The sequence below is a fragment of the Nocardia sp. NPDC049707 genome (assembly GCF_040674855.1).
Classification (GTDB): Bacteria; Actinomycetota; Actinomycetes; order Mycobacteriales; family Mycobacteriaceae; genus Nocardia.
Map to the genome: position 1 here is coordinate 44,177 of NZ_JBFANN010000025.1, position 21,634 is coordinate 65,810.

Below are 21,634 nucleotides of genomic sequence, written 5' to 3' on the forward strand. Positions count from 1 at the left end.
GACGGACCGGAAACGGCGTCCCTCATGTGGCATGGGGGACGCCGTTGCGTGTCGGGTTATTACGGCACGCGCCGCACGGCACCCTTATCGGCGGAGGTCGCCAGGGCGGCATAGGCGCGCAGTGCGGTGGTGACCGGACGGACGCGATCGACCGGCTGCCACGGCCGTTCGGACGCCTCCATTTTCGCGCGACGCTCGGCCAGCACGGCATCGTCGACGAGCACCTCGAGGGTGCGGGTGGTGACGTCGATGCGGATCTGGTCGCCGTTTTCGATCAGACCGATGGCGCCGCCACTGGCCGCCTCGGGCGACATGTGGCCGATCGACAGACCGGAGGTGCCGCCGGAGAAGCGGCCGTCGGTGATCAGCGCGCACTCCTTGCCGAGACCAGCGCCCTTGAGGAATGCGGTGGGGTGCAACATTTCCTGCATACCCGGGCCGCCCGCCGGACCCTCGTAGCGGACCACGATGACATCGCCCGGCTTGATCTTCTTGCCGAGGATCGCCGAGACCGCCTCCTCCTGGGACTCCACCACCACGGCCGGACCCTGGAAGGTAAACAGTTCCTCATCGATACCGGCGGTCTTGAGCACCGCGCCGTCGGGCGCGATGTTGCCGCGCAGTACGACCAGCCCGCCCTCCGCTGTATAGGCGTGCTCGAAATCACGGATGCAGCCGCCCGCGGCATCGGTATCCAGCGACGACCATCGGTTGCTTGTGGAGAACGGCTCGGTGGTGCGCACGCCGCCGGGTGCGGCGTGGAACAGCTCGATCGCTTCCTCGGATGCCTTGCCGGAGCGGATATCCCAGGTATCGAGCCATTCGTCGAAGCTCTTGGTGTGCACCGTGGTCACGTCGGTTTCCAGCAGTCCGGCCCGGCGCAGTTCGCCGAGGATGGCCGGAATGCCGCCGGCCCGGTGCACATCCTCCATGTGGTAGTCGGAGTTGGGCGAGACTTTGGACAGCGTGGGCACCCGGCGGCTGGTCTCTTCGATGGTCTGCAGATCGAAGTCGATCTCACCCTCCTGCGCGGCGGCAAGGGTGTGCAGCACCGTATTGGTGGAACCGCCCATCGCGACATCCAGCGCCATCGCATTGCGGAAGGCCTTGGCATCGGCCACATTCCGCGGCAGCACCGAGGCATCGTCCTCGCGGTACCAGCGATTGGCGATATCCACGATCACGGTGCCGGCCTTTTCGAACAGCGCGTGGCGGGCAGAATGGGTGGCCAGCGCGGATCCATTGCCGGGCAGCGCGAGTCCGAGCGCCTCGGTGAGGCAGTTCATCGAATTCGCGGTGAACATGCCCGAGCAGGAGCCGCAGGTCGGGCATGCGCTGCGCTCGACCTCGGACAGGCCGTCCTCGCTGACATTCATATTGGCGCTGGCCGCGATCGCGGTGATCAGATCGGTCGGCGCCTGCGCGACACCGCCGACGACCACGGCCTTACCGGCCTCCATCGGCCCACCGGAGACGAAGACGGCCGGGATGTTCAGGCGCATAGCGGCATTGAGCATGCCGGGTGTGATCTTGTCGCAGTTGGAGATGCACACCAGCGCGTCGGCGGTGTGCGCGTTCACCATGTATTCGACCGAGTCGGCGATGATTTCGCGCGATGGCAGCGAGTAGAGCATGCCGCCGTGGCCCATCGCGATGCCGTCGTCGACCGCGATGGTGTGGAATTCCCGCGGTACACCACCCGCGGCGCGCACCGCGTCCGCGACGATCTCACCGACATTCTTCAGATGCACGTGGCCCGGCACGAACTGCGTGTAGGAGTTCGCTATGGCGACGATCGGCTTACCGAAGTCGGTGTCGGTCATACCGGTGGCGCGCCAGAGTGCGCGTGCGCCCGCGGCATTGCGGCCGATGGTTGTTGTGCGGGAACGAAGCGGTGGCATGTGGATCCTCAGGAGGTCGCGGGGGCTGATGTGCGACTGCGCAGAGTTCGCTCAGCGAGCGAACTCAACGGCTGTCCACGTTACTCCCGCGCGTGGATGGGACTTTCGTGGCGTTCGACGGCGCTGATCGCGATCGGTCTGTGGTTCGGGATGGTGTCGCCGCGAGGGTCGTCGTCGGCGCGGACGGTGTCATCGGTCGTGTCGGTTCCGCACCGTCGGTATCCACCGATCCGGTGAGCGCGGACGGGGATTGTCCGTCCGGCGCGGTCACCAGATCGCGCATCCAGCAGCGAACGTACCGGGTGGCGGTCACTGTTCCCGCCGCTGGCTAACAGCTACGAATCGGAGTCGCGCGCCTCGGTCTCGGCGGCGGATGCTTCGGCGTCGGCCTCGGGTGCTTTCGCGTCGGCGTTGGCTGCTCTCCCGTCGGCGTTCGGTGTCTGCGCACCCGCGTCGGCCTTGGGCGCTTCCACACTGGCATCGGCGTTACGCGCTTGCGCCTCCTCGTACTCGGCCTCCCGGGCCGCCGCTTCCGCCGCGAACAGATCCGGAATCCGGCCGTTCGACGCCCGGATCAGATCGCGCAGCCGGTCGTAGCTCACCGCGGGCAGTTTCACGTCGGTGTCATCGGTGAGGTGCGCACGCACGAACCCGCGCTTCGGAATGCTGACACCGGCGACCTGTGCCCAGTCGAGATGTCGCGAACCGAAAACCGTGCGCAAATCCAGCCCGTCCTCGGACACCGTGGTGCGCGTGCGCTCGATCCACACCGCCGCCGCGACCGGGAGCAGCAGTAGCCACCACAGCCCGATCGGCCAGCCGACAAAGGCGAAGAAAACACAGAACAGCAGTACGACCACACCGAGATGGGCCATCTGCGTAACGCGGATGACCTGCACCGTCGGCTCCGGCTCGGTCGGTTCCGGCGAACTACCCGTTTCCGATCCCGCCGCGGGCGTGTGGGACGATTTAGCCGGTGGCACGGACTGATGCGGTGATGACACACCACCATCTTCGCATCATGGTGAACGGACTAGAGCACCCACTCGGTCTCACATAATGAGACCTGTTTGACTGATCGACTCGCGCACACATACCGTCATGCGCGTGAATCGAAACGAGTTGCTCGTAATCGGCCGGCGCGTCCAGCGTTGAGCCTGACTACCTGAGTCGAATACGTCAGCTCGCGTTGCGACGCGCCACCCTCGAACAGCCATGCGCTGTCGGGGGCTTTTTTGTGTTCGGGACAAAAGTCCTGGCACGTGGCCGCTTCGCAAGGCACCACGTGCAAGCACAGTTGTCCGGGGTCTAGTTACGACAGTTAGGAACGAAGACGGTGACTGCACCAACCGCAAGGCCCGGGCCCTCGGCCCGCAGGCCAGCGCCTTCGGCGAATCAGCAGGCCGCGCCCGCTGGCGGTCCGACGACCGCGGCGAACCGCCGCCAGGTCCCGCCCGAGCGGGTCACCGGCGCGCAGTCCGTCGTCCGCTCCCTAGAGGAGCTCGGCGTCGATACGGTATTCGGCATTCCCGGCGGCGCGATTCTCCCGGTCTACGACCCGCTCTTCGATTCCATCAAGGTCCGTCACGTCCTCGTCCGGCATGAGCAGGGCGCGGGCCATGCGGCCACCGGTTATGCGCAGGCCACCGGCAAGGTCGGCGTCTGCATGGCCACCTCGGGGCCCGGCGCGACCAACCTGGTCACCCCGATCGCCGACGCGCAGATGGACTCGGTCCCGATCGTCGCGATCACCGGCCAGGTCGGGCGCGGACTGATCGGCACCGACGCGTTTCAGGAAGCCGATATCTCCGGCATCACCATGCCGATCACCAAGCACAACTTCCTCATCACCGAGGGCATCGACATCCCGCGCATCATCGCGGAGGCCTTCTACCTGGCTTCGTCCGGCCGTCCGGGCGCGGTGCTCGTCGATATCCCGAAGGATGTGCTGCAGGCGCAGACCACCTTCAGCTGGCCGCCGGAGATGCGGCTGCCCGGTTACCGTCCGGTGACCAAACCACACGGTAAGCAGGTGCGCGAGGCCGCGCGGATGATCTTGGAGTCCAAGCAGCCGGTGCTCTATGTCGGTGGTGGCGTGATCAAGGCCGACGCCGCGCCGCAGCTGCTGGAACTGGCCGAGCTGACCGGCATTCCGGTGGTCACCACCCTGATGGCGCGCGGTGCGTTCCCGGACAGCCACCAGCTGAACATGGGTATGCCCGGTATGCACGGCACCGTCGGCGCCGTCGCCGCGCTGCAGCGGTCCGATCTGCTGATTACCCTTGGCGCGCGTTTCGACGACCGCGTCACCGGTCAGCTGGACTCCTTCGCACCCGATGCCAGGGTCATCCACGCCGATATCGACCCGGCCGAGATCGGTAAGAACCGGCACGCGGATGTCCCGATCGTCGGTGACTGCCGGGAGGTGATCGTCGAACTGATCGAGACGCTGAAGGCCGACCCCGCCGGCGCACCGAAGCTGGACCTCACCGATTGGTGGCAGTACCTCGACGGCATCCGCAAGAGCTACCCGCTCGGCTGGACGACGCCCAGCGACGGCTCGCTGTCGCCGGAATTCGTCATCGATGCGCTGGGCCGCCTGGCCGGACCCGACGCCATCTACTGCGCGGGCGTCGGCCAGCACCAGATGTGGGCCGCCCAGTTCATCAAGTACGAAAAGCCGCGCACCTGGCTGAATTCCGGTGGTCTCGGCACCATGGGCTACGCCGTCCCGGCGGCCATGGGCGCCAAGATGGGTGCGCCGGATAAAGAGGTATGGGCAGTCGACGGTGACGGCTGTTTCCAGATGACCAACCAGGAATTGGCCACCTGCGCCGTCGAGGGCGTGCCGATCAAGGTCGCGCTGATCAACAACGGTAACCTCGGCATGGTCCGCCAGTGGCAGACCCTGTTCTACGAGGAGCGCTACTCCAACACCGATCTGGGCACGCACACCCTGCGCATCCCCGATTTCGTCAAACTCGCCGAAGCCCTTGGCTGCCATGGCATCCGGGTCGAGCGCGAGGAAGACGTGGAGGCCGCGATCCGCGAGGCGCAGTCCATCAACAACCGTCCCGTGGTGATCGACTTCATCGTCGGCAAGGACGCCCAGGTGTGGCCGATGGTCGCCGCGGGCACCAGCAATGACGAGATCATGGCCGCGCGCGGCATCCGTCCGCTCTTCGACGAGGACGAGCAGGCTTCCGAGCCCACCGTCATCCATGAGGCGATGTCGCACGAGAAGAACAAGGGGACCGACGCATGAGTACGACGCACACCCTCAGCGTGCTTGTCGAGGACAAGCCGGGCGTGCTGGCACGAGTCGCGGCGTTGTTCTCCCGCCGTGGCTTCAATATCGAATCCCTGGCGGTCGGCGGCACCGAGATCCCGGAGATCTCGCGCATGACCATCGTCGTCACGGTCGAGGACCTGCCGCTCGAACAGGTCACCAAGCAGCTCAACAAGCTGGTCAATGTCATCAAGATTGTGGAGCAGGACGCCGACACCTCGGTCGCCCGCGAACTGATCCTGGTGAAGGTGCGTGCGGACGCCAGCGTGCGGACCCAGGTCATCGAGGCGGTGACGCTCTTCCGCGCGAAGGTGATCGACGTCTCGCCGGACGCGCTCACCGTCGAGGCGACCGGAACCCGGTCCAAGCTCGATGCGCTGCTGCGGATGCTCGAGCCGTACGGCATCCGGGAGATCGTGCAGTCCGGTGTGGTGGCCGTGGGACGTGGACCGAAATCCATCACCGCGACTCGCTGACGTTCGCCGTGGCGCGCTGTGTCTTTTGGACCAGCCAAAAAACGGGCTGGTCGGCTGGTGCGTGCTCCGTCGATCGTGACGACCAGCTAGTCTTGCTGCGATCGACGGTCGGCGTGCCGCGCTCCCCGCGCACGCGGGGGACCCGATTTGATCCGAATTTTGCACACTCATCACCTGTACCGAACAGGTGTTCCCCGCCGCGGCGGGGATGATCCTCCGAAGGGAACGTAACAGTGGCAGTCGAGATGTTCTACGACGACGACGCCGACCTGTCGATCATCCAGGGCCGCAAGGTCGCTGTCATCGGCTACGGCAGCCAGGGACACGCGCACTCGCTGAGCCTGCGTGACTCCGGCGTCGAGGTCCGCGTCGGCCTTGCTGAGGGCTCGAAGTCGCGGCCGAAGGCCGAAGAGGCGGGCCTGACCGTCGGCACGCCGGCGGAGGTTTCCGCCTGGGCCGACGTGATCATGGTGCTGGCCCCCGACACCGCCCAGGCGTCGATCTTCACCAACGACATCGAGCCCAACCTGAAGGACGGCGACGCGCTGTTCTTCGGTCACGGCCTCAACATCCACTTCGGTCTGATCAAGCCCCCGGCCAACGTGACCATCGGTATGGTCGCGCCGAAGGGACCGGGCCACCTGGTGCGTCGCCAGTTCGTCGATGGCAAGGGCGTTCCGGCGCTGATCGCGGTCGAGCAGGACCCGAAGGGGGAGGGCCAGGCGCTGGCGCTGTCCTACGCCAAGGGCATCGGCGGTACCCGCGCCGGTGTCATCAAGACCACCTTCAAGGAAGAGACCGAGACCGACCTGTTCGGTGAGCAGGCCGTGCTCTGTGGTGGTACCGAAGAGCTGGTCAAGACCGGTTTCGAGGTCATGGTCGAGGCGGGCTACGCGCCGGAGATGGCGTACTTCGAGGTACTGCACGAGCTCAAGCTCATCGTTGACCTGATGTACGAGGGCGGCATCGCCCGGATGAACTACTCGGTCTCCGACACCGCCGAATTCGGTGGCTACCTGTCGGGTCCGCGGGTCATCGACGCCGACACCAAGAAGCGCATGCAGGACATCCTGCGCGACATCCAGGACGGCAGCTTCGTCAAGCGTCTCGTCGCCAATGTCGAGGGCGGCAACAAGGAGCTCGAGGCGCTGCGTAAGGCCAACGCCGAGCACCCGATCGAGGTCACCGGCGCCAAGCTGCGCGGTCTGATGAGCTGGGTCGACCGCCCGATTACCGAAACCGCGTAATACGCACGAACGCCACTGTGGCCCACCCCGATTGCATCGGGGTGGGCCACAGTCGTTTCGGCGGATCGGCCGCGCATTTGCCGCTACCGCGTACCTGAGCAATATCGACCTCGATCGAAGCTCGTAATCGAGGATTCTCAAACCAACGCGCCGAAATAGACCTCGGTGTTTGCGGGGGTCGAGGCCGTCGCGAATAGGCGATTTTCGTCGGGATCCGCGGAAAAAAGAATGCTCCCGGGATACCCTCGCTATCCGATTCTAGATGCCATGGGTACCCCAGATCGCAGAAAGGATCCGAAAATCGTGCGCAGCCGAATGATTGGATTGACCGCAGCTTTGACGGGAGCCCTTGTAGTGGTCGGCGGCGGGATGGTCAACGCACCACACGCATCGACGCAACCGCCGGGGGAGCAATCGGTCGCAGAGGCCGATGATTTCTACCTTCCGCCGCCAGCACTACCGGACGGGCCTGGCGCCATCGTTCGCGCCGAACCGGCACAGGTGGCAATGTCGGCGCCCGGACTGCCGGGAATTGTCCCCGCGGCGGCGACACGCCTGATGTACGTCAGCCACGACACCCACGATGCGCCTACGGCGGTGGTGGGCACGTATCTGCAGCCGACCCTGCCGTGGACCGGCCCAGGCGAGCGACCGCTGATCGCGTACGCGGGCGGTACCAAGGGACAGGGCGATCAATGCGCGCCCTCGAAGCTGATGTCGCAGGTCGCCCAGTACCAGCCTCCGCTGGACATCATCTTCGAATACGACCTGGTGGCAATCCGTTCGCTGCTCAACCGTGGTGCGGCGGTAGTGGTGACCGACTATCACGGCCTCGGCACGCCCGATGTGCACGACTATCTCAACCGGAAGGCGCAAGGCTACGCGGTACTGGACTCCGCGCGCGCCGCCCTGCAGTTGCCCGGCACCGGTCTCAACCCGGGCACGCCGGTCATTCTCTATGGGTATTCGCAGGGCGGTATGGCCTCCGCCGGTGCGGCCGAGCTGCAACCGAACTACGCCCCCGATCTGAATGTGAGCGGCGCCTACGTCGGTGGGCCGGTGGTGGACGACGAATACTTCATCGGATTCAACGACGGCCGCGCCGATTTCGCACCGGCCATCGCCTGGGTACTCAACGGCATTGCCGCCGACTACCCGGAAACTCGCCCGGTGTTGGACGCCGAACTCAATGACCTCGGCAAGGCGATCCTGCAGGAATCCCTGGGCAAATGCGCGGTCCCGACCGGACTTGCCCAAGAGCATCAGAACACGTCCGAGTGGACAACCAGCGGAGAACCGCTCACCGCCGTTATCGATCGGTCCCCGGCGTTGCAGTCGGCATTCGCCCAGCAGCGTATCGGCACGCTGGCCCCGGCCGTTCCGATCCTTGCCGCGTCGGCCAGGAACGACCAGGGAGCGCCATTTGCGCCGGTGCACGAAGTGGCCGCCAGTTGGTGTGGCAGCGGAGTGCCCGTTCAGTTGGAAGCGAACGCCGAAATTCCCCCCGCATCAGGACTTGTGGGCACCCACGTGATTGCCTTCTTCCCGTCACTGGCGGCCTCGCAGCAGTGGATGACCGATCGGCTCGCGGGCATGCCCGCCCCGAATAACTGCGCGGCGCTGCCGTAGCACTTCTGATTGTCGTTCCCGTAATGCCCGGCGGCGGGCCGATTCCAGGCCGAAACCCGCCGCCGGCACGCTGACCGAGTACCGCGTTCGATCTCCCGGCCACGGCGACCATGCACCCTTCGGCTGAGGAAAGTTGTTAGGTCAGAAGGTTGATTTCGACAGATCGCTGGCAGTCGGCGCGGGCACAGCTATTCTGGGACGACAGTTTTACCGCAACGGATTTCGGCGGCCGCACCCCCCCTTGTCGGTGTTGTTCTGTTGGAGGCCTGAGGCACCTATGTCGATCTTCGAGAGCACAGAAAGGCGCGACCCCAAGCGGTATCTGTGGATACTGGGGTTGATCGCTCCGATTAGCGCGGTATCTCCTTCGCAACTGGTGGCCCATACGGGCCTCGTAATGTTCTGGTGGATCGGTCCGATCGTTGTGCTCGTTCTGATCCCGCTGCTGGACTGTGTAATAGGGAGTGACGGGAGCAATCCGCGCGACGAGGACTACGAGGCCTTGTCCAACGATCGCTACTACCGTTGGTGCACTTACCTTTTCCTGCCACTACAGTTCATCGGCCTGCTCATCGCGGGATTTCTCTGGTCCAGACCCGCACTGAGCATTTCCGACAAGCTGGGTTTGGCCGTGACGCTCGGGTTCGCGTCGGGCATCGGAATCAATGCCGCCCATGAACTCGGCCATCGAGTCGAGCATCTCGAGCGCTGGCTGGCGAAAATCGCACTGGCGCAATCGGGATATGGGCACTTCTTCGTCGAGCACAACCGCGGCCATCACGTGCGCGTCGCTACGCCGGAAGATCCGGCCAGTGCCCGATTCGGCGAATCACTGTGGGAGTTCCTGCCGCGCAGTATGTTCGGCGGCTTCCGCTCGGCCCTCGTTTTGGAGCGTGAACGCCTGTCCCGCAAGGGAAAGCGCTGGTTCAGCCGGGACAATCATCTGCTGCAGGCATGGTCGATGAGTGTCGCGCTGTTCGGCACGCTGATCCTCCTCTGCGGGCCTGTGGTGATCCCGTATCTGGCACTGCAGGCGCTGATCGGCGCGTGGCTGCTAGAGACGGTGAACTACATCGAGCACTACGGACTGCTCCGCCAGCGCGGTCGCAATGGCAACTACGTGCGCTGCTCCCCGTGTGACAGTTGGAATAGTGACCATCTGGTCACGAACGTATTCCTGTTCCATCTACAACGCCACAGCGACCACCACGCGAATCCGGGTCGGCGCTACCAGACCCTGCGTAGCTCTCAGGAGGCGCCACAGCTACCTGCTGGCTACGCAACCATGATCCTGTTGGCCATCGTCCCGCCGATCTGGCGCGCGGTCATGGACCGTCGTGTCCTGGCCCACTACGGTGGCGATATCAACCTCGTCAACACGAAACCAACCAGACGTCAAGACATCTCCGCTCGCTCCGCGAAATATGTCCACTGACCGCCGCTATCGGCGGGCTGACTACTCGCCCGTAGCGGCGCGGTTGCCTATCGTCTTCGGAGACAGCGGAGTCGTAGCCATTGTCCGCCGAGCAGATCGTGAGTCGTGAGCATTTCATCAAGCCCCCTTGACCCCATGTTCGTTCCGGGTCCGGCGTCAGCCGGTCGCCGAGCCGAGGCTATCCACCGCTTTCTCGTCAAACCGGCCGATGCGGGCATCGCCGGGTCGGTCGACGGCGGCAAGCTACTCGAATGGATCGACAAGGTCGCCTATGCGGCGGCGGCTCAGTGGAGCGGTTGCTACTGCGTTACCGCCTACGTCGGCAATATTCATCTCGACCGTCCGATCGCCGTCGGTGAATTAGTCGAACTGCATGCGAATCTCGTGCACACCGGGCGTACCAGCATGCATATTCTCGTCAGCGTCTATTCGACCGATCCCACGCGACGCAAGCCGGTGCAGACGGCGCAATGCCTGACTATCTTCGTCGCGATCGACGACAACCGGCGGACCGTCGAGGTGCCGCAATGGAATCCGACGTCGATTCTCGAACTCGGGCGGCATCGCCAAGCGCGGGCGCGGATTTCGGTTCGCAAACGAATCGAAGAGGCGATGGCCGCGCAGCAGTACACGGCCGCGGGTACCGCGCCGACTTCCACACTCCGTTTCCTGGCCGCGCCTTCGGATATCAACTGGGGCGGCAAGGTACACGGCGGTCGCACCATGCAGTGGATCGATGAGGCGGCGTATATCTGTGGTGCCGATTGGGTTGGGCAGCATGTGATCACGTCATACTTCGGCGGGATCCGCTTCTACCGGCCGATTGTCATCGGGCACATTGTCGAGGTGAGTGCGCGGCTGATTCACACCGGTCCGCGAAGTATGCATGTCAGCGTGCATGTGACGTCGACGGATACGCATTCCGATGAACCTGCGCTCGCCGCACACGGTCTCGCGGTCGTGGTCGCGGTCGATGAGAACGGTAAGGCGCGGCCGGTGCGTCAATGGGTTCCGGTTTCCGCCGAGGATCAGGCGCTCGACGCGCATGCGCGGCATCTCATCGAATTGCGTGCCGAGGTGGAGGGTTTCACGCAGGCGAGCGATGTGCCCGCGGATGCCGAACCCAACCATTTCCGGGTGCCGACGCCGTGAGTCGTCGCAATGGCGGATGCGGATCGGCTCGTTCGAGCCAGTGACTTGCGGATTGGCCGACTGCGGCGCACCGTCGCCGTAGCAGCGGTATCGACAAGTCGTGGGTGTGCGGCATCGCTGCTCTCGGTGGTCCGGGCCGTCCGGGACCGGACCACCGAGCGCGCCTAGCTGTTGTTCGGTCTGTGCTGGTTATTGGGGTTCATCGGGTTATTGGGGTTCATCGGGCTGTTCGGGTTACCCGGGTTGAGTGGGCTCATCGGGTTGGCCGGGTTATTCAGGCTGTTGGACCATTCACGGTTCCTCCGGTCGCGCCGGGCCTGCTCGTCCCGCCGGGCCTGCTCGTTCCGCCGGGCCTGCTCGTCCTGTCGCGCTTGCTCGTCCCGCCAGGCCTGCGCGTCCCGTTGCGCCTGTTCACACTCGTCCCGGTTTTCGGCGTTTTCGCACTCAGCCGCCTGTCCCGATCCGGCTGAACCCGTTGCCGGTGCCGCCCACGCCGGAATTGCCGAGGCGGTCAAGGGCACAGCGATGAGAGCGGCCACGGCCACCTGGGCCAGTATCCGTCGAGGCGTCATTGTCATTCTTCCACTATTACGGGTGTGAGCCGAAATATCGTCTGCCACAGTCGGATTCAGGGAAACTTCACTCGAAAGTATGAGCCCGGATCGGGACTTGGTCAGGGAAGTCCCCGATTTGAATCGCTCCGAATCTGGTTGGAGCCAAACGCTTCTCGTTTCGTTTGTGGCCGCGTCCGACCTGTTCCATCGCTGTCGCATATCCAATGGGCACTTCGCGCAAGGTAGTAGCGGCTTTTGTCGAATACGCCGAATACGCCGAACGCGCGATCGTGCCGCGCCGTCGCAACGGCGGACCAAATCACCTAGCGGCGAGCATGATTGCGCCTCAGCCATCGTGATCTGTGGCACGGCCAAAAAACCGCGTCAATTCAGCAACAGGCTCGAGAGCTTCTGCGCGATACACACTGGTTGCGCGACAGCCGCGCGGACCGGAGGCATTGTTGGTACCCCGATCTATAACAACGGCCCGGCACTTGTGGTGCCGGGCCGTTGACTGTCGATCAGCTGCTGCCGAATGTGCCGCGGGGGAACAGGTGGCGGGGGAAGCGCCACGGGTCGTTCCAGCGGCCCGGACGATCGCAGTCGTCCCCACGGCCGTGCGAATGGTCCCAGTCGTCGAAGAAGCCTGGGCGGTCACAATCCCAGTCGTCGTGGTGCGGACGCCGCACCTCGGTCACGCCGGGTTCGCTGGTGGCCGGGTCGGCCGAGGCGGGAATGGCCAGCGCGGTCAATGGGACTGCGGCCAGGGCGCCAGCGATGGCCACCTGGGTCAGGGTTCGGCGCAGGGTTGTTCTAGAGAACACCATGGATCCTTTCTTTCTGCGGCATGCAGGGCGTTCGCGTGGCGCGCGAACGCCCTCGTTGCGTCGCCGAATGTAGGGGATACCCGGCGACGCAACGAGTTTTGCACGTCTACCCTCGGTCGTGCCCAGCCGATTGGCAATGGTGCGAGTGCGATTTCGGGAATATTCATCCTTTGGTATGACGATTCCCTTAGACGGCGGGTGTCGGCCTCCGGGATCGAGCGGAAATCCGCTGGTTCTCGACTGTGACCGATGAGTGAGTTTTTGGCTCGGCCGACGAGGTGATGCGGCGGCTCGCTAATCCACCCACTGGATCAATCGAAGATCGCCATAATTGTGTCGACAATGGATTCGATTGTCGGCAGCCCCGCGATCACGTCGGGCGGGCTCAGCAGACGTTGCAGCGCCCGCTGATGCGCCGCACCGACCAAGAGCAAAGCAGCGGCTCGCAGATCCACCGAGGCGGGCACGCACTGGTCGGCATGCGGCATCGAGAGATGCGCGACAACCGCGTCGACCGCACGATGCGGCCCGATATCCAACTCCCGACTGCGTTCCGCGAACTTCGCGCGTAACTCCACATCCGACTGCACCGCGGCCATCACCGGAATGGCATCCGAGAAGAACCCTTCCAACGCCTCGACGAGCGCCACCAGCCCTGCTCGCAACCCAGGCCGTGCCTCGACCTCCCCGAGTGCATCCTTCACCGGCCGTAAGTCCCGCTGAATCACGGCCTGCAACAGTCCCATTCGATCCCCGAAGTGATAAAAGATGCTCGACTCGGCTACTCCCGCCCGCTTCGCAACCTCCTTCGTGGACAACCGAGCCACCCCCGCCTCCACCAAAATCTCCTGCGCCGCAACCACAACCGACTCTCGCACCCCTGTCGAAGGCCGCCCCCGCTGCCCGCGCGTCGACCGCGCACTATCCGCCACCGCAACCTCCTCTTCGCACCGATCACCCCCTTGCAGTATGCCCCACCCGGGCGTATTTTCTGAGTATCAACTCAGTAATTATCCGATCAGCGGAGCCATCCCCATGACCAGCACCAAAGCCCCCATCACCCAGTCCCGCATCCAACGCACCGGCGACGCCATCGTCCGCTTCATCCTCCGCTCCCCACTGCACCCCCTACTCAGCAAAAGACTTCTCATCATCACCGTCTCCGGCCGCAAAACCGGCCGCGAATACGCCAACCCCGTCGGCTATGTCGAACACGAAGGCCGCATCCTGATCGGCGCCGCCGCCAGCTGGCGCCGCAACCTCATCCCGGGCACTCCCGTCCGAATCCACCTCCGCGGCACTACCCGCCAAGCCGCCCACGAAGTCATCACCGACGAACCCCAAGCCGCCCAGCTGTACCGCGAAATCCTCACCCGAAACCCAGTCCACGGCCGCTTCGCCAAAATCCACCTGAACCCCGATGGCAGCGTAAACCTCCCCTCCCTCCGCACCGCCCTATCCCGCGGCACCGCCGTAGTCCGCCTCCGTCCCCTGTGACCTGTGATGATCTTCGGAAGCGCCGCACAACTGCTCGGTCAGCTGGTCCGAATCCATAGTCTGCGTGTCGACCGCAGTGGCCAGAACGCTCCGGCCGCCATCCGGTCTGCTGAACGCGCAGATCCGCCGTTCCCGGGCTGGCCGCTGCCCGGGAACGGTGTCGCCGCTGACCGCTGAACAGGCCGTCATGGTCCGGTGTCGCTACGACCAGCGGCAGCACGGTGCAGCAGATCGACGACGGTTGTGCGTGAGTGGTGCGACAGCTAGTCGAGGCGGGTGGCGATCACGGCCCACACGGGCAGGTGCACCCGGTTGTTTTTCAGCAACGGCGCAATGATCTGGAGTTGCTCTTGCATCGGCTTCATCCGCTCAGCCCATGCGGAGTCGCCGCTCATCTCCTTGGTGAGATGGGTGAAGGTCTCTGGGCTGAGGGTGGCTTGGTAAGTGGTGGTTCCCAGGTAGTCGATGTGCCAGCCGGCCGCGGGAAGCACCCGGTCGAAATTCTCCGCCGGCAAACCTTCGGGCTGAAGGCCGTTGACGTTGTGGCGGCCGAATTCGAACATGAACAGTCGCGCTCCCGGTTTGGTGGCCCGGTGCAGGGCCTGCGCGTACTGGGTCTGGATTTGTTCGTCGTCGAGGAACACGTGGTAGAACGCACTGTCCACGACGGTGTCGAACCGATCCTCCAGGCCATCGAGTCTGGTGGCATCGGCCACCTCGAAGTTCACCCGCACCCCGGCGCGCTCCGCGTTGCGCTTGGCCCGCTCGATCGCCGTCGGCGACGCGTCGATCCCGGTGGTCGAGTAGCCCTTGGATGCGTAGTGGATCGCGTGATGTCCCGGGCCGGTTCCGGGGTCGAGCACCTCGCCTCGCACCGCGCCGTAGGCCACCAACTGCTGTACCACCGGCTGTGGGCCGCCGATGTCCCAGGGGATCAATGCGGGAGCATCCTGCTCCGGCGGCGCCTCACGGTACAGCGCTTCGAAGTCTGGCTGACCGCTGTGGTTCGGTTCCCTGTCCATGACTCCTCCTTGGATTGCGGATGGGCCACACCTGAAGGGTCGTGCTGGAGATGAGACCAATGGTTCCGTAATTCGGCGGCGGACGCCACCGCTTGTCGTAATTGTGGGTTGGGTCGGCTCGGATCAGGGCCGTGCGGCTCCTTGCCTTCGATGACGGACAGGCGGAGGCTCGAGTTCATGGCCAAGCCGTATCGAGCAGGGTGGGGCGTAAAGGCGTCCAACGCGTGGATGCGGATCGTGATCCGCGCGGGACTGCCGATGTGGACTTTCCGTGTCCTCACGGTGCCCGGACGTCGCACCGGCCGCGCGATCGAGACGCCGCTTGCTGTATTCGAACAAGGCGACCGGCGATACCTGGTGGCGGCCTACGGAACGGTGAACTGGGTGCGCAACCTGCGTGCGGCACACGGGAAGGCGACGTTGCGCCACGGCAATCACGTCGAGACCGTGACGGCCGTGGAGTTGCCCGCCGATCACGCGGCCAGGGTGCTGCGCGCGTCGCTGGTGTCGGGGCCGCCGCGCGTTCCGAAACCCATTGTGGCGCTGTATCGACGGTTCTTCGTGCTGCCATACCTGGATGTGGGTATGGACTCGTCGCCACAGCAATTCCTCGACAACGCCCGCACCCATCCGGTTTTCGAAATCGTGTCGGCCTGACTCCATGCGGCGACTTGTGTCCTCTTCGCCGGGAAATCATGGGATCGGCGGGTGCATGCCGTCGGTGAACCGTTCCGGTTCCTGGGGTTTCGAGACGGCGCTATGCGGCATGACTGTCCAGGGGTCGAGCCGAAGCCGGAATCCCCTTGCCGCACAACAAGATCGAAAACAAATCTGTCGGTAGGTGCTGAACACCTTGCGGCTATGACTATTCGACCGAAACTTCGACAGTGCTACAGGGCCCGTTCAGGCTGGCGGCGTTGAGAACGGTGCCAGGAGCAGGTCGGTCAGGCGCGTTGCTGCTTGCTGGTCGCCGTCGAGGTGCAGATCGCCGGACCGGACCGCATCTGCCAAGGTGCGTCGGCCGGCGCACACGGCCCGCAAGGTGTCGATGTCGATGGTGAGCGTTGCGTCGGGTCTCCCTGTGCTCCCACGGTTGATCTGAACGGACCCGTCGGCGATTTCCGCAACGTAGGTGTCGGCGTCGACGCGGAACTCATAGGTGCCGTGGAGCTCGTCGGCACGCGCTGGGTCGAAACCGGCCTTGATGCTGAGTAGCAGCGAGTCGAGGCCGAGTTCGCGATCAGGTGGGAGCGGAGCTTGGCTTCCCCACCGTCCGAGCTGGAGTAGCACGGGTTCCAGCTCGCGGCCCCATTCGGTCAGCTCGTAGAGGTGGACGCGAGCCGGCGCCCCCAGATCCCGGCGGTGAACGACGCCGTGGTCGACCAGATCGCGCAGCCGCTGACTCAAAACGTTCGGGCTCACACCGGGCAGGCCGCCGAGCAGGTCGTTGAAGCGCTTGGGGCCGAGCAGGAGGTCGCGCACCACCAGCAGGGCCCACCGTTCACCGATGACATCGAGGCTGCGGGCCACGCCGCACGGATCCCCATAGCTACGCCTGCTGCTCATCGCGCCAGAATAGCATCAGATCCTTATTTAGGAGCACTACTTGTTTTTTAGGAGTTAATCCCGTTAGTTTGGGGCCATGAGTTTCTTGAACAGCGAAGCGGCGAGCCTGCCGCAGGGTGACGTGCGACTGCTGGAAACCTCCACGGCTCAGCGACTGCTTACTACACCGCTGGTGGCACGCCTGGCCTACAACGGCAACGACGGGACACCCCGCGTGATCCCGGTCAACTTCCTTTGGACCGGTGACGAACTGGTCATCGGTGCCTTCGCCGGTACTTACAAGGTCCGGGACCTGCGGGCCCGTCCCGACGTCGCGATCTGCATCGACACCACCGACCGCCCCCCTCAGGTGCTCATGCTCCGCGGGAAGGTCTCGCTGGCCGAGGCCAAGGGCGTACTCCCGGAATACGCGACGATGCAGCGCCAGGTGATGGGCGACGAGGCTGGGACCGCCTACCTCGCGGCGATCGACAAGCCCGGCCTGCGGATGGTCCGGATCGGCCTGCGCCCGACCTGGGTCGGAGTCCTCGATTTCCAACAGCGGTTCGCAGGACGTACGCCCGAACCCGTCCTGGCCGCGTTCGGCGCTGGCCGGTAGCAAAGCCTAGACACCGGAAAGCGATGGTGAACCAATGAACGCTCAGACCAACCCGCCGCCGGCTCTTCCCGCCGTGGTCTCACCCAGGTAGTGTGTCGCAATTCATTTAGTCGAACAGGATTGCTCACATTGGTCGGCGAATCGACTCGCCGGCCCGCAGGATTGCTACGCGCCGGTCGCTGATCGTGGTCCGGTCAGCGGCGGACTTCGTCTACCGCCACCCTGCGGTGCTCGTGCCGCGAAAGTTCGCACGCCTCAGCGATGTAGAAGGCCTCCAGTGCATCGGCAGGGGAGCAAGGGGTGTCGAGCTCGCCGGCCGCTACCGAGACGAATGCGGCGAGTTCGTCGGTATACGCCCGACGGAACCGTTCCATGAAGCCGGGGTACGCGGGGAAACCTGAAGGGGCGTAGTCCGGTTCGACGGAGGTCAAAGGGGCTCGATCGTCGAGACCGACGATGGCGTTTCCGTGGGAACCGAGGGCTTCGAGCCGGACGTCGTAGCCCGCACCGTTGTAGCGCCCGAGCGAAACCGTTGCCAACGTATCGTCATCCAGACGCAGCAATACCGCGGCGGTATCCACATCCCCGGCGTCGGCGAAGAATTGGGCGCCTCGGTTGGCGCCAGTGGCGTAGACCTCGACGACTTCGTGCCCGGTAACCCAGCGGATTATGTCGAAATCGTGCACGCCGCAGTCACGGAACAGACCTCCGGAACGCCCAATGTATTCGGCGGGTGGGGGTGCGGGGTCGAGCGTGGTGGCGCGCAAGGTGTGCAGCCAGCCGAGTGAACCGGAAGCGATGGCGGCTCGGGCGGCTCGGTAGCCGGCATCGAAGCGGCGTTGGAAGCCGATTTGTACTGGGACGGTCGAGTTTTCGAGGTGGGTGATGACGTCCAGGGTGCCCTGGATGTCGGCGGCTACCGGCTTTTCGCAGAAGACGGGGATGCCCGCGTCGACGGCCCGGGTGATGAGCCCGGGGTGGGAGTCGGTGGCGGTGGCGATGATCAGGCCGTCGAGTGGGGCGGCGAAGAGTGTGTCGAGGTCGGGGACGGCTTGAACGCCGAGTTCGGTCGCGGCGGCGTGGGCGCGTTCGGCGTCGGCATCCGCGACGATAACGGTGTCGACGCCGGGCATATGCTTCAGTGTTTCGGCATGAGAGGCGCCGATGCGGCCGACGCCGGCGAGGCCCACGGTGAGTGCAGATGTCATCGGCTCTCCTTCTCGTGAAATAGCGTTCAGTTGCGCGGTGCCGCGGTCGTGGCGCGCACAACGAGGGCAGGTTCCAGACGGCGGCGTACCGGTTCGGTGCGACCGTCGCGTAGCCGCTCGATGAGCGCCTCGATTGCGAAGCGGCCCATCTGAATTCGCGGCTGATCGATGGTGGTCAACGAAACATGTCGCAACGCGGCCAATGATGTGTTGTCATAGCCGACGACCGAAACATCCTGCGGCACAGAAAGTCCCGCCTCTTCCATCGCCGACATCGCACCAACGGCATTGAAGTCGTTGCCGCACACCAGTGCGGTGGGAAAGTTGTCGCGGGAGAACAGATTCAGCAGTTTCCGGACTGCGGCGATACCCGCCGAATCGGTGTGCTCACTGGCGATAATCATGGGCTCCAACCCATTTCGCGCCATCGCGGCACGGTAACCACGACGGCGCGAGGCGGAGGTGAAGGCCCCGCCGCCGTCGAGATGCACGATCCGGCGGTGGCCGAGCGAGACCAGATGATCCACGGCAAGTGCGGCGCCGATCTCGCCATCGTCATTGACGGTATCGACATGCGCGATGGTTGAGGTGCGCGAAATGAGCACGATCGGGCACTTGTCGGCGGCCTCGCGAATGGCCGCGACCGGCAGTACCGGTGAAAGCAGGATGATGCCGCCGGGGCGGAAGGACAGCAGGCTCGCCAAAGCGGTGCGCTCACGGGCGGCGCTGCGGCGCCCGGTATTGAGGATCAGCTCGAGGCCCACGTCCTGCGCGGTCGCCTCCATTCCCTCCACCACATCGGCGAAGAAGGCATTGCGCAGGTCGGAGACCATGACGCCGATGATGTTGGAGGTCCGGCTGGCCAGCGACCGCGCCATGATGTGCGGCTGGTACCCGAGATCCTTCGCCGCCGCGAGTACCGCGCGGCGCCGATGTTCGCTGACCTTGGGGGAGTTGCGCATGACGAGTGAAACCAGCGCGCGAGACACCCCGGCACGGGCGGCGACGTCCTCCATGGTCGGTCGCGCCATATCGCCTCCGTTCCGCATCCGCCGTGCTCTTGCAGTGTCGGACGTTACAAGGTCGGCGTGTTCCGATCAATAGAGCGCTCTAATCCGACATTATTTCCATCGTGAGCGCTGATCATTTCCGCTGGAAGCGCCAGTTTTCGCAGGTAGAAGCGATGAAACAGTGACCGATGCAGTACTTGACACAATATGACCTACGTTACATAGTTGGAGCGCTCCAATAGCGTCAAATGTCGATCGACACCGAAGGTCGGAGAGCCCGGATGACCCAACCTCGCTATCCGCTGCGCATCGCGGCCGCGCCGATATCCTGGGGAGTCTGTGAAGTCCCCGGCTGGGGTCATGTGCTCGATGCCCGGACCGTGCTCACCGAAATGGCCGCCCTCGGCATCTCCGCGACGGAACTTGGCCCACCCGGCTACCTGCCGCGGGATCCAGCCGAATTGCGGTCGCTACTCGATGATTTCGATATCACCTCGGTCGGTGGCTTTCTCGCCCTCCCGCTACACCGCGACTCGGACCGGGCAATCGAGACCGCCCGCAAGAACGCCGCGCTGTTCGCCGCGACGGGCGCCGAAGTGATTGTCCTCGCAGCCGCGACCGGGCTCGACGGATACGACACGCGCCCAGCACTTTCCGACGAGGAATGGCCGACCCTGGTCGAAACCGCCGCCGCCATCCGGGATGTCGCCGCCGAATTCGGATTGCGGACCACCCTGCATCCCCATGTCGGCACCTATGTCGAGAGCGAAGCCGAAGTCGACAGGTTCCTGGCCGATTCCGATCTCGACCTCTGCCTGGATACCGGCCACCTGCTCATCGGCGGCACCGATCCGGTGCGCCTCGCGCGGCGCTATCCGGATCGCATCGGACACATCCATCTCAAGGATGTGCGCACCACGCTCGCCGACCGAGTGCGCAGCGGCGCAATGGAATACAGCGACGCCGTCCGCGGCGGCATCTACGTCCCGCTCGGCGCGGGCGATGTGGACATCGCGGCCCTGATACGCAGCGTGCACGCGGCAGGCTATCGCGGCTGGTATGTCATCGAACAGGACACGGCATTGCGTCCGGGCGACTCGGTGGAATTGCCGAGCCGCGACGCCGCCCGCAGTCTGAACCACCTTGCGGACATAGGTTCCGCGCTGGGCTCAGCCCGATCTGCCTGGGCCCGAATCTAGATGGGAAGTGATGACAACGATGTCGCTCGAAATACCCACGGCCTGGCGGCGGCGATCCCGCTGTGTGCTGCCGTGGCTAGCCGCGGCCACCCTCCTCGCCGCGTGTAGCGGTCCGGGTGCGGATGTGCCCGCACCGACCCAATCCCCGGTCGCGCAGGGCAAATTGGGCTCCGTCGCGGTGGTGACGCACGGTAGTCCCGGCGACGCCTTCTGGAATGTCGTCAAGAACGGCGCGGAGGCAGCAGGCAAGGACCTCGGCGTCCGCATCGAATACAACTCCTCGGGCGATCCGGGCCAGCAGGCCAAACTCATCGATAACGCGGTTGCACAAGGCGTGGACGGTCTCGTCGTATCGATGGCGAACCCCGAAGCCCTACGCCCCTCGATCGAAAAGGCTGTCGCCGCGGGCATCCCGGTGGTGACCATCAACTCGGGCGAGAGCGAAAGCGCGAAATTCGGCGCCATCGGTCATGTGGGACAAAGCGAAACGTTGGCCGGACAGGCCGCGGGCAAGCGCCTCGCCGACGCCGGCCGCAAGAAGCTGTTGTGCGTGATCCACGAGGCGGGCAATATCGGCGCCAATCAGCGCTGTGACGGCGCGACGAAGGCCTTCGGCAACGGCACCACACTGCAGGTGGACATCAACAATCCCACCGACGCCCAGTCACGCATCAAGGGCGCGTTGGAGGCGGATAGCTCCATCGACGCTGTGCTGACGCTGAATTCACAGGTCGCCGCCCGCGCGGTGGACGGGGTGAAGGAATCGCGGTCGGCCGCGACGGTCGCGACCTTCGACCTGAATACCGATGTGGTCGAGGCGATTCGGGCGGGCAAGCTGCTGTTCGCCGTGGACCAGCAGCAGTACGAGCAGGGCTATCTGCCGGTCGTCCTGCTGCAGCTGTATCGGACGAATCTGAATTCGGTCGGTGGTGGCGCACCGGTGCAGACGGGCCCCGCCTTCGTCGACAAGAACAATGTCGAGGCCGTAGCGGCCCGAGTGGCACTGGGCATGCGCTGAGGGAGT

20 protein-coding genes are annotated in these 21,634 nt (G+C 64.8%); 11 read left to right on the plus strand and 9 right to left on the minus strand.

Annotated elements, in window-relative coordinates:
- Positions 1-59: 59 nt before the first annotated feature.
- Together ilvD and AB0J29_RS22065 are read right to left on the minus strand one after the other, a co-directional pair.
- Positions 60-1,901, minus strand: coding sequence for a dihydroxy-acid dehydratase (ilvD, locus tag AB0J29_RS22060; RefSeq protein ID WP_364789139.1), 1,842 nt, complete (start codon positions 1,899-1,901; stop codon positions 60-62).
- 335 nt (positions 1,902-2,236) lie between these two features.
- Positions 2,237-2,800 carry a PH domain-containing protein gene (locus tag AB0J29_RS22065; RefSeq protein ID WP_364789142.1) on the minus strand — a complete coding sequence of 188 codons (564 nt, stop codon included), beginning with the start codon at positions 2,798-2,800 and terminating at the stop codon, positions 2,237-2,239.
- Positions 2,801-3,237: 437 nt separating this feature from the next.
- Here AB0J29_RS22065 and AB0J29_RS22070 point away from each other — a divergent pair, with 437 nt between their 5' ends.
- The 6 genes from AB0J29_RS22070 (at position 3,238) to AB0J29_RS22095 (ending at position 11,129) form a co-directional block, all read left to right on the plus strand.
- On the plus strand, positions 3,238-5,166 hold the full coding sequence (locus tag AB0J29_RS22070) for an acetolactate synthase large subunit (RefSeq protein ID WP_364789145.1): 1,929 nt from the start codon (positions 3,238-3,240) through the stop codon (positions 5,164-5,166).
- The gene (ilvN, locus tag AB0J29_RS22075) at positions 5,163-5,666 is read left to right on the plus strand and encodes an acetolactate synthase small subunit (protein ID WP_040693551.1); all 504 of its coding nucleotides are present in this window, start codon (positions 5,163-5,165) and stop codon (positions 5,664-5,666) included. Before AB0J29_RS22070 ends, ilvN begins: the two co-directional genes overlap by 4 nt.
- A 245-nt stretch (positions 5,667-5,911) precedes the next feature.
- Positions 5,912-6,913, plus strand: coding sequence for a ketol-acid reductoisomerase (gene ilvC / locus AB0J29_RS22080; RefSeq protein WP_174555227.1), 1,002 nt, complete (start codon positions 5,912-5,914; stop codon positions 6,911-6,913).
- A gap of 324 nt (positions 6,914-7,237) precedes the next feature.
- Entirely contained in the window at positions 7,238-8,542 is a 1,305-nt protein-coding gene (locus tag AB0J29_RS22085; RefSeq protein WP_364789148.1) for a lipase family protein, read from the plus strand.
- Positions 8,543-8,819: 277 nt separating this feature from the next.
- A complete protein-coding gene (locus tag AB0J29_RS22090; protein ID WP_364789299.1) occupies positions 8,820-9,977 on the plus strand; it encodes an alkane 1-monooxygenase in 1,158 nt (385 codons plus the stop codon).
- A gap of 135 nt (positions 9,978-10,112) precedes the next feature.
- The gene (locus AB0J29_RS22095; RefSeq protein ID WP_364789152.1) at positions 10,113-11,129 is read left to right on the plus strand and encodes a hotdog domain-containing protein; all 1,017 of its coding nucleotides are present in this window, start codon (positions 10,113-10,115) and stop codon (positions 11,127-11,129) included.
- A gap of 164 nt (positions 11,130-11,293) precedes the next feature.
- Here the strand turns inward: AB0J29_RS22095 and AB0J29_RS22100 are convergent, their stop codons facing one another.
- The 3 genes from AB0J29_RS22100 to AB0J29_RS22110 form a co-directional block, all read right to left on the minus strand.
- Complete coding sequence (locus AB0J29_RS22100) at positions 11,294-11,674, minus strand: hypothetical protein (protein WP_364789155.1); 381 nt, start codon at positions 11,672-11,674, stop codon at positions 11,294-11,296.
- 530 nt (positions 11,675-12,204) lie between these two features.
- Positions 12,205-12,510: a hypothetical protein gene (locus tag AB0J29_RS22105; RefSeq protein WP_364789158.1), complete on the minus strand. Its 306-nt coding sequence runs from the start codon at positions 12,508-12,510 to the stop codon at positions 12,205-12,207.
- A 311-nt stretch (positions 12,511-12,821) separates the two neighbouring features.
- A complete protein-coding gene (locus AB0J29_RS22110) occupies positions 12,822-13,442 on the minus strand; it encodes a TetR/AcrR family transcriptional regulator (protein WP_364789161.1) in 621 nt (206 codons plus the stop codon).
- Between the two features lie 103 nt (positions 13,443-13,545).
- Here AB0J29_RS22110 and AB0J29_RS22115 point away from each other — a divergent pair, with 103 nt between their 5' ends.
- Positions 13,546-14,007: a nitroreductase/quinone reductase family protein gene (locus tag AB0J29_RS22115; protein WP_364789164.1), complete on the plus strand. Its 462-nt coding sequence runs from the start codon at positions 13,546-13,548 to the stop codon at positions 14,005-14,007.
- A 263-nt stretch (positions 14,008-14,270) separates the two neighbouring features.
- On the opposite strand, the gene AB0J29_RS22120 is transcribed toward AB0J29_RS22115, so the two are convergent.
- On the minus strand, positions 14,271-15,029 hold the full coding sequence (locus AB0J29_RS22120) for a class I SAM-dependent methyltransferase (RefSeq protein ID WP_364789167.1): 759 nt from the start codon (positions 15,027-15,029) through the stop codon (positions 14,271-14,273).
- A 177-nt stretch (positions 15,030-15,206) separates the two neighbouring features.
- Between AB0J29_RS22120 and AB0J29_RS22125 the strand changes: the two genes are divergently transcribed.
- Positions 15,207-15,686, plus strand: a complete 480-nt coding sequence (locus AB0J29_RS22125) for a nitroreductase family deazaflavin-dependent oxidoreductase (RefSeq protein WP_364789170.1) — start codon at positions 15,207-15,209, stop codon at positions 15,684-15,686.
- A 246-nt stretch (positions 15,687-15,932) separates the two neighbouring features.
- Here the strand turns inward: AB0J29_RS22125 and AB0J29_RS22130 are convergent, their stop codons facing one another.
- A complete protein-coding gene (locus tag AB0J29_RS22130; RefSeq protein ID WP_364789173.1) occupies positions 15,933-16,595 on the minus strand; it encodes a winged helix-turn-helix transcriptional regulator in 663 nt (220 codons plus the stop codon).
- 76 nt (positions 16,596-16,671) lie between these two features.
- Between AB0J29_RS22130 and AB0J29_RS22135 the strand changes: the two genes are divergently transcribed.
- Positions 16,672-17,193 carry a pyridoxamine 5'-phosphate oxidase family protein gene (locus AB0J29_RS22135; protein ID WP_364789176.1) on the plus strand — a complete coding sequence of 174 codons (522 nt, stop codon included), beginning with the start codon at positions 16,672-16,674 and terminating at the stop codon, positions 17,191-17,193.
- A 194-nt stretch (positions 17,194-17,387) separates the two neighbouring features.
- Here AB0J29_RS22135 and AB0J29_RS22140 read toward each other — a convergent pair whose 3' ends face one another.
- Both AB0J29_RS22140 and AB0J29_RS22145 read right to left on the minus strand, forming a co-directional pair.
- Complete coding sequence (locus AB0J29_RS22140) at positions 17,388-18,401, minus strand: Gfo/Idh/MocA family oxidoreductase (protein WP_364789179.1); 1,014 nt, start codon at positions 18,399-18,401, stop codon at positions 17,388-17,390.
- A gap of 26 nt (positions 18,402-18,427) precedes the next feature.
- Positions 18,428-19,432, minus strand: a complete 1,005-nt coding sequence (locus AB0J29_RS22145) for a LacI family DNA-binding transcriptional regulator (RefSeq protein ID WP_364789182.1) — start codon at positions 19,430-19,432, stop codon at positions 18,428-18,430.
- A 260-nt stretch (positions 19,433-19,692) separates the two neighbouring features.
- Between AB0J29_RS22145 and AB0J29_RS22150 the strand changes: the two genes are divergently transcribed.
- Together AB0J29_RS22150 and AB0J29_RS22155 are read left to right on the plus strand one after the other, a co-directional pair.
- A complete protein-coding gene (locus AB0J29_RS22150) occupies positions 19,693-20,610 on the plus strand; it encodes a TIM barrel protein (protein WP_364789185.1) in 918 nt (305 codons plus the stop codon).
- A gap of 10 nt (positions 20,611-20,620) precedes the next feature.
- The gene (locus AB0J29_RS22155) at positions 20,621-21,628 is read left to right on the plus strand and encodes a sugar ABC transporter substrate-binding protein (protein ID WP_364789188.1); all 1,008 of its coding nucleotides are present in this window, start codon (positions 20,621-20,623) and stop codon (positions 21,626-21,628) included.
- The last annotated feature ends 6 nt before the right edge of the window (positions 21,629-21,634 follow it).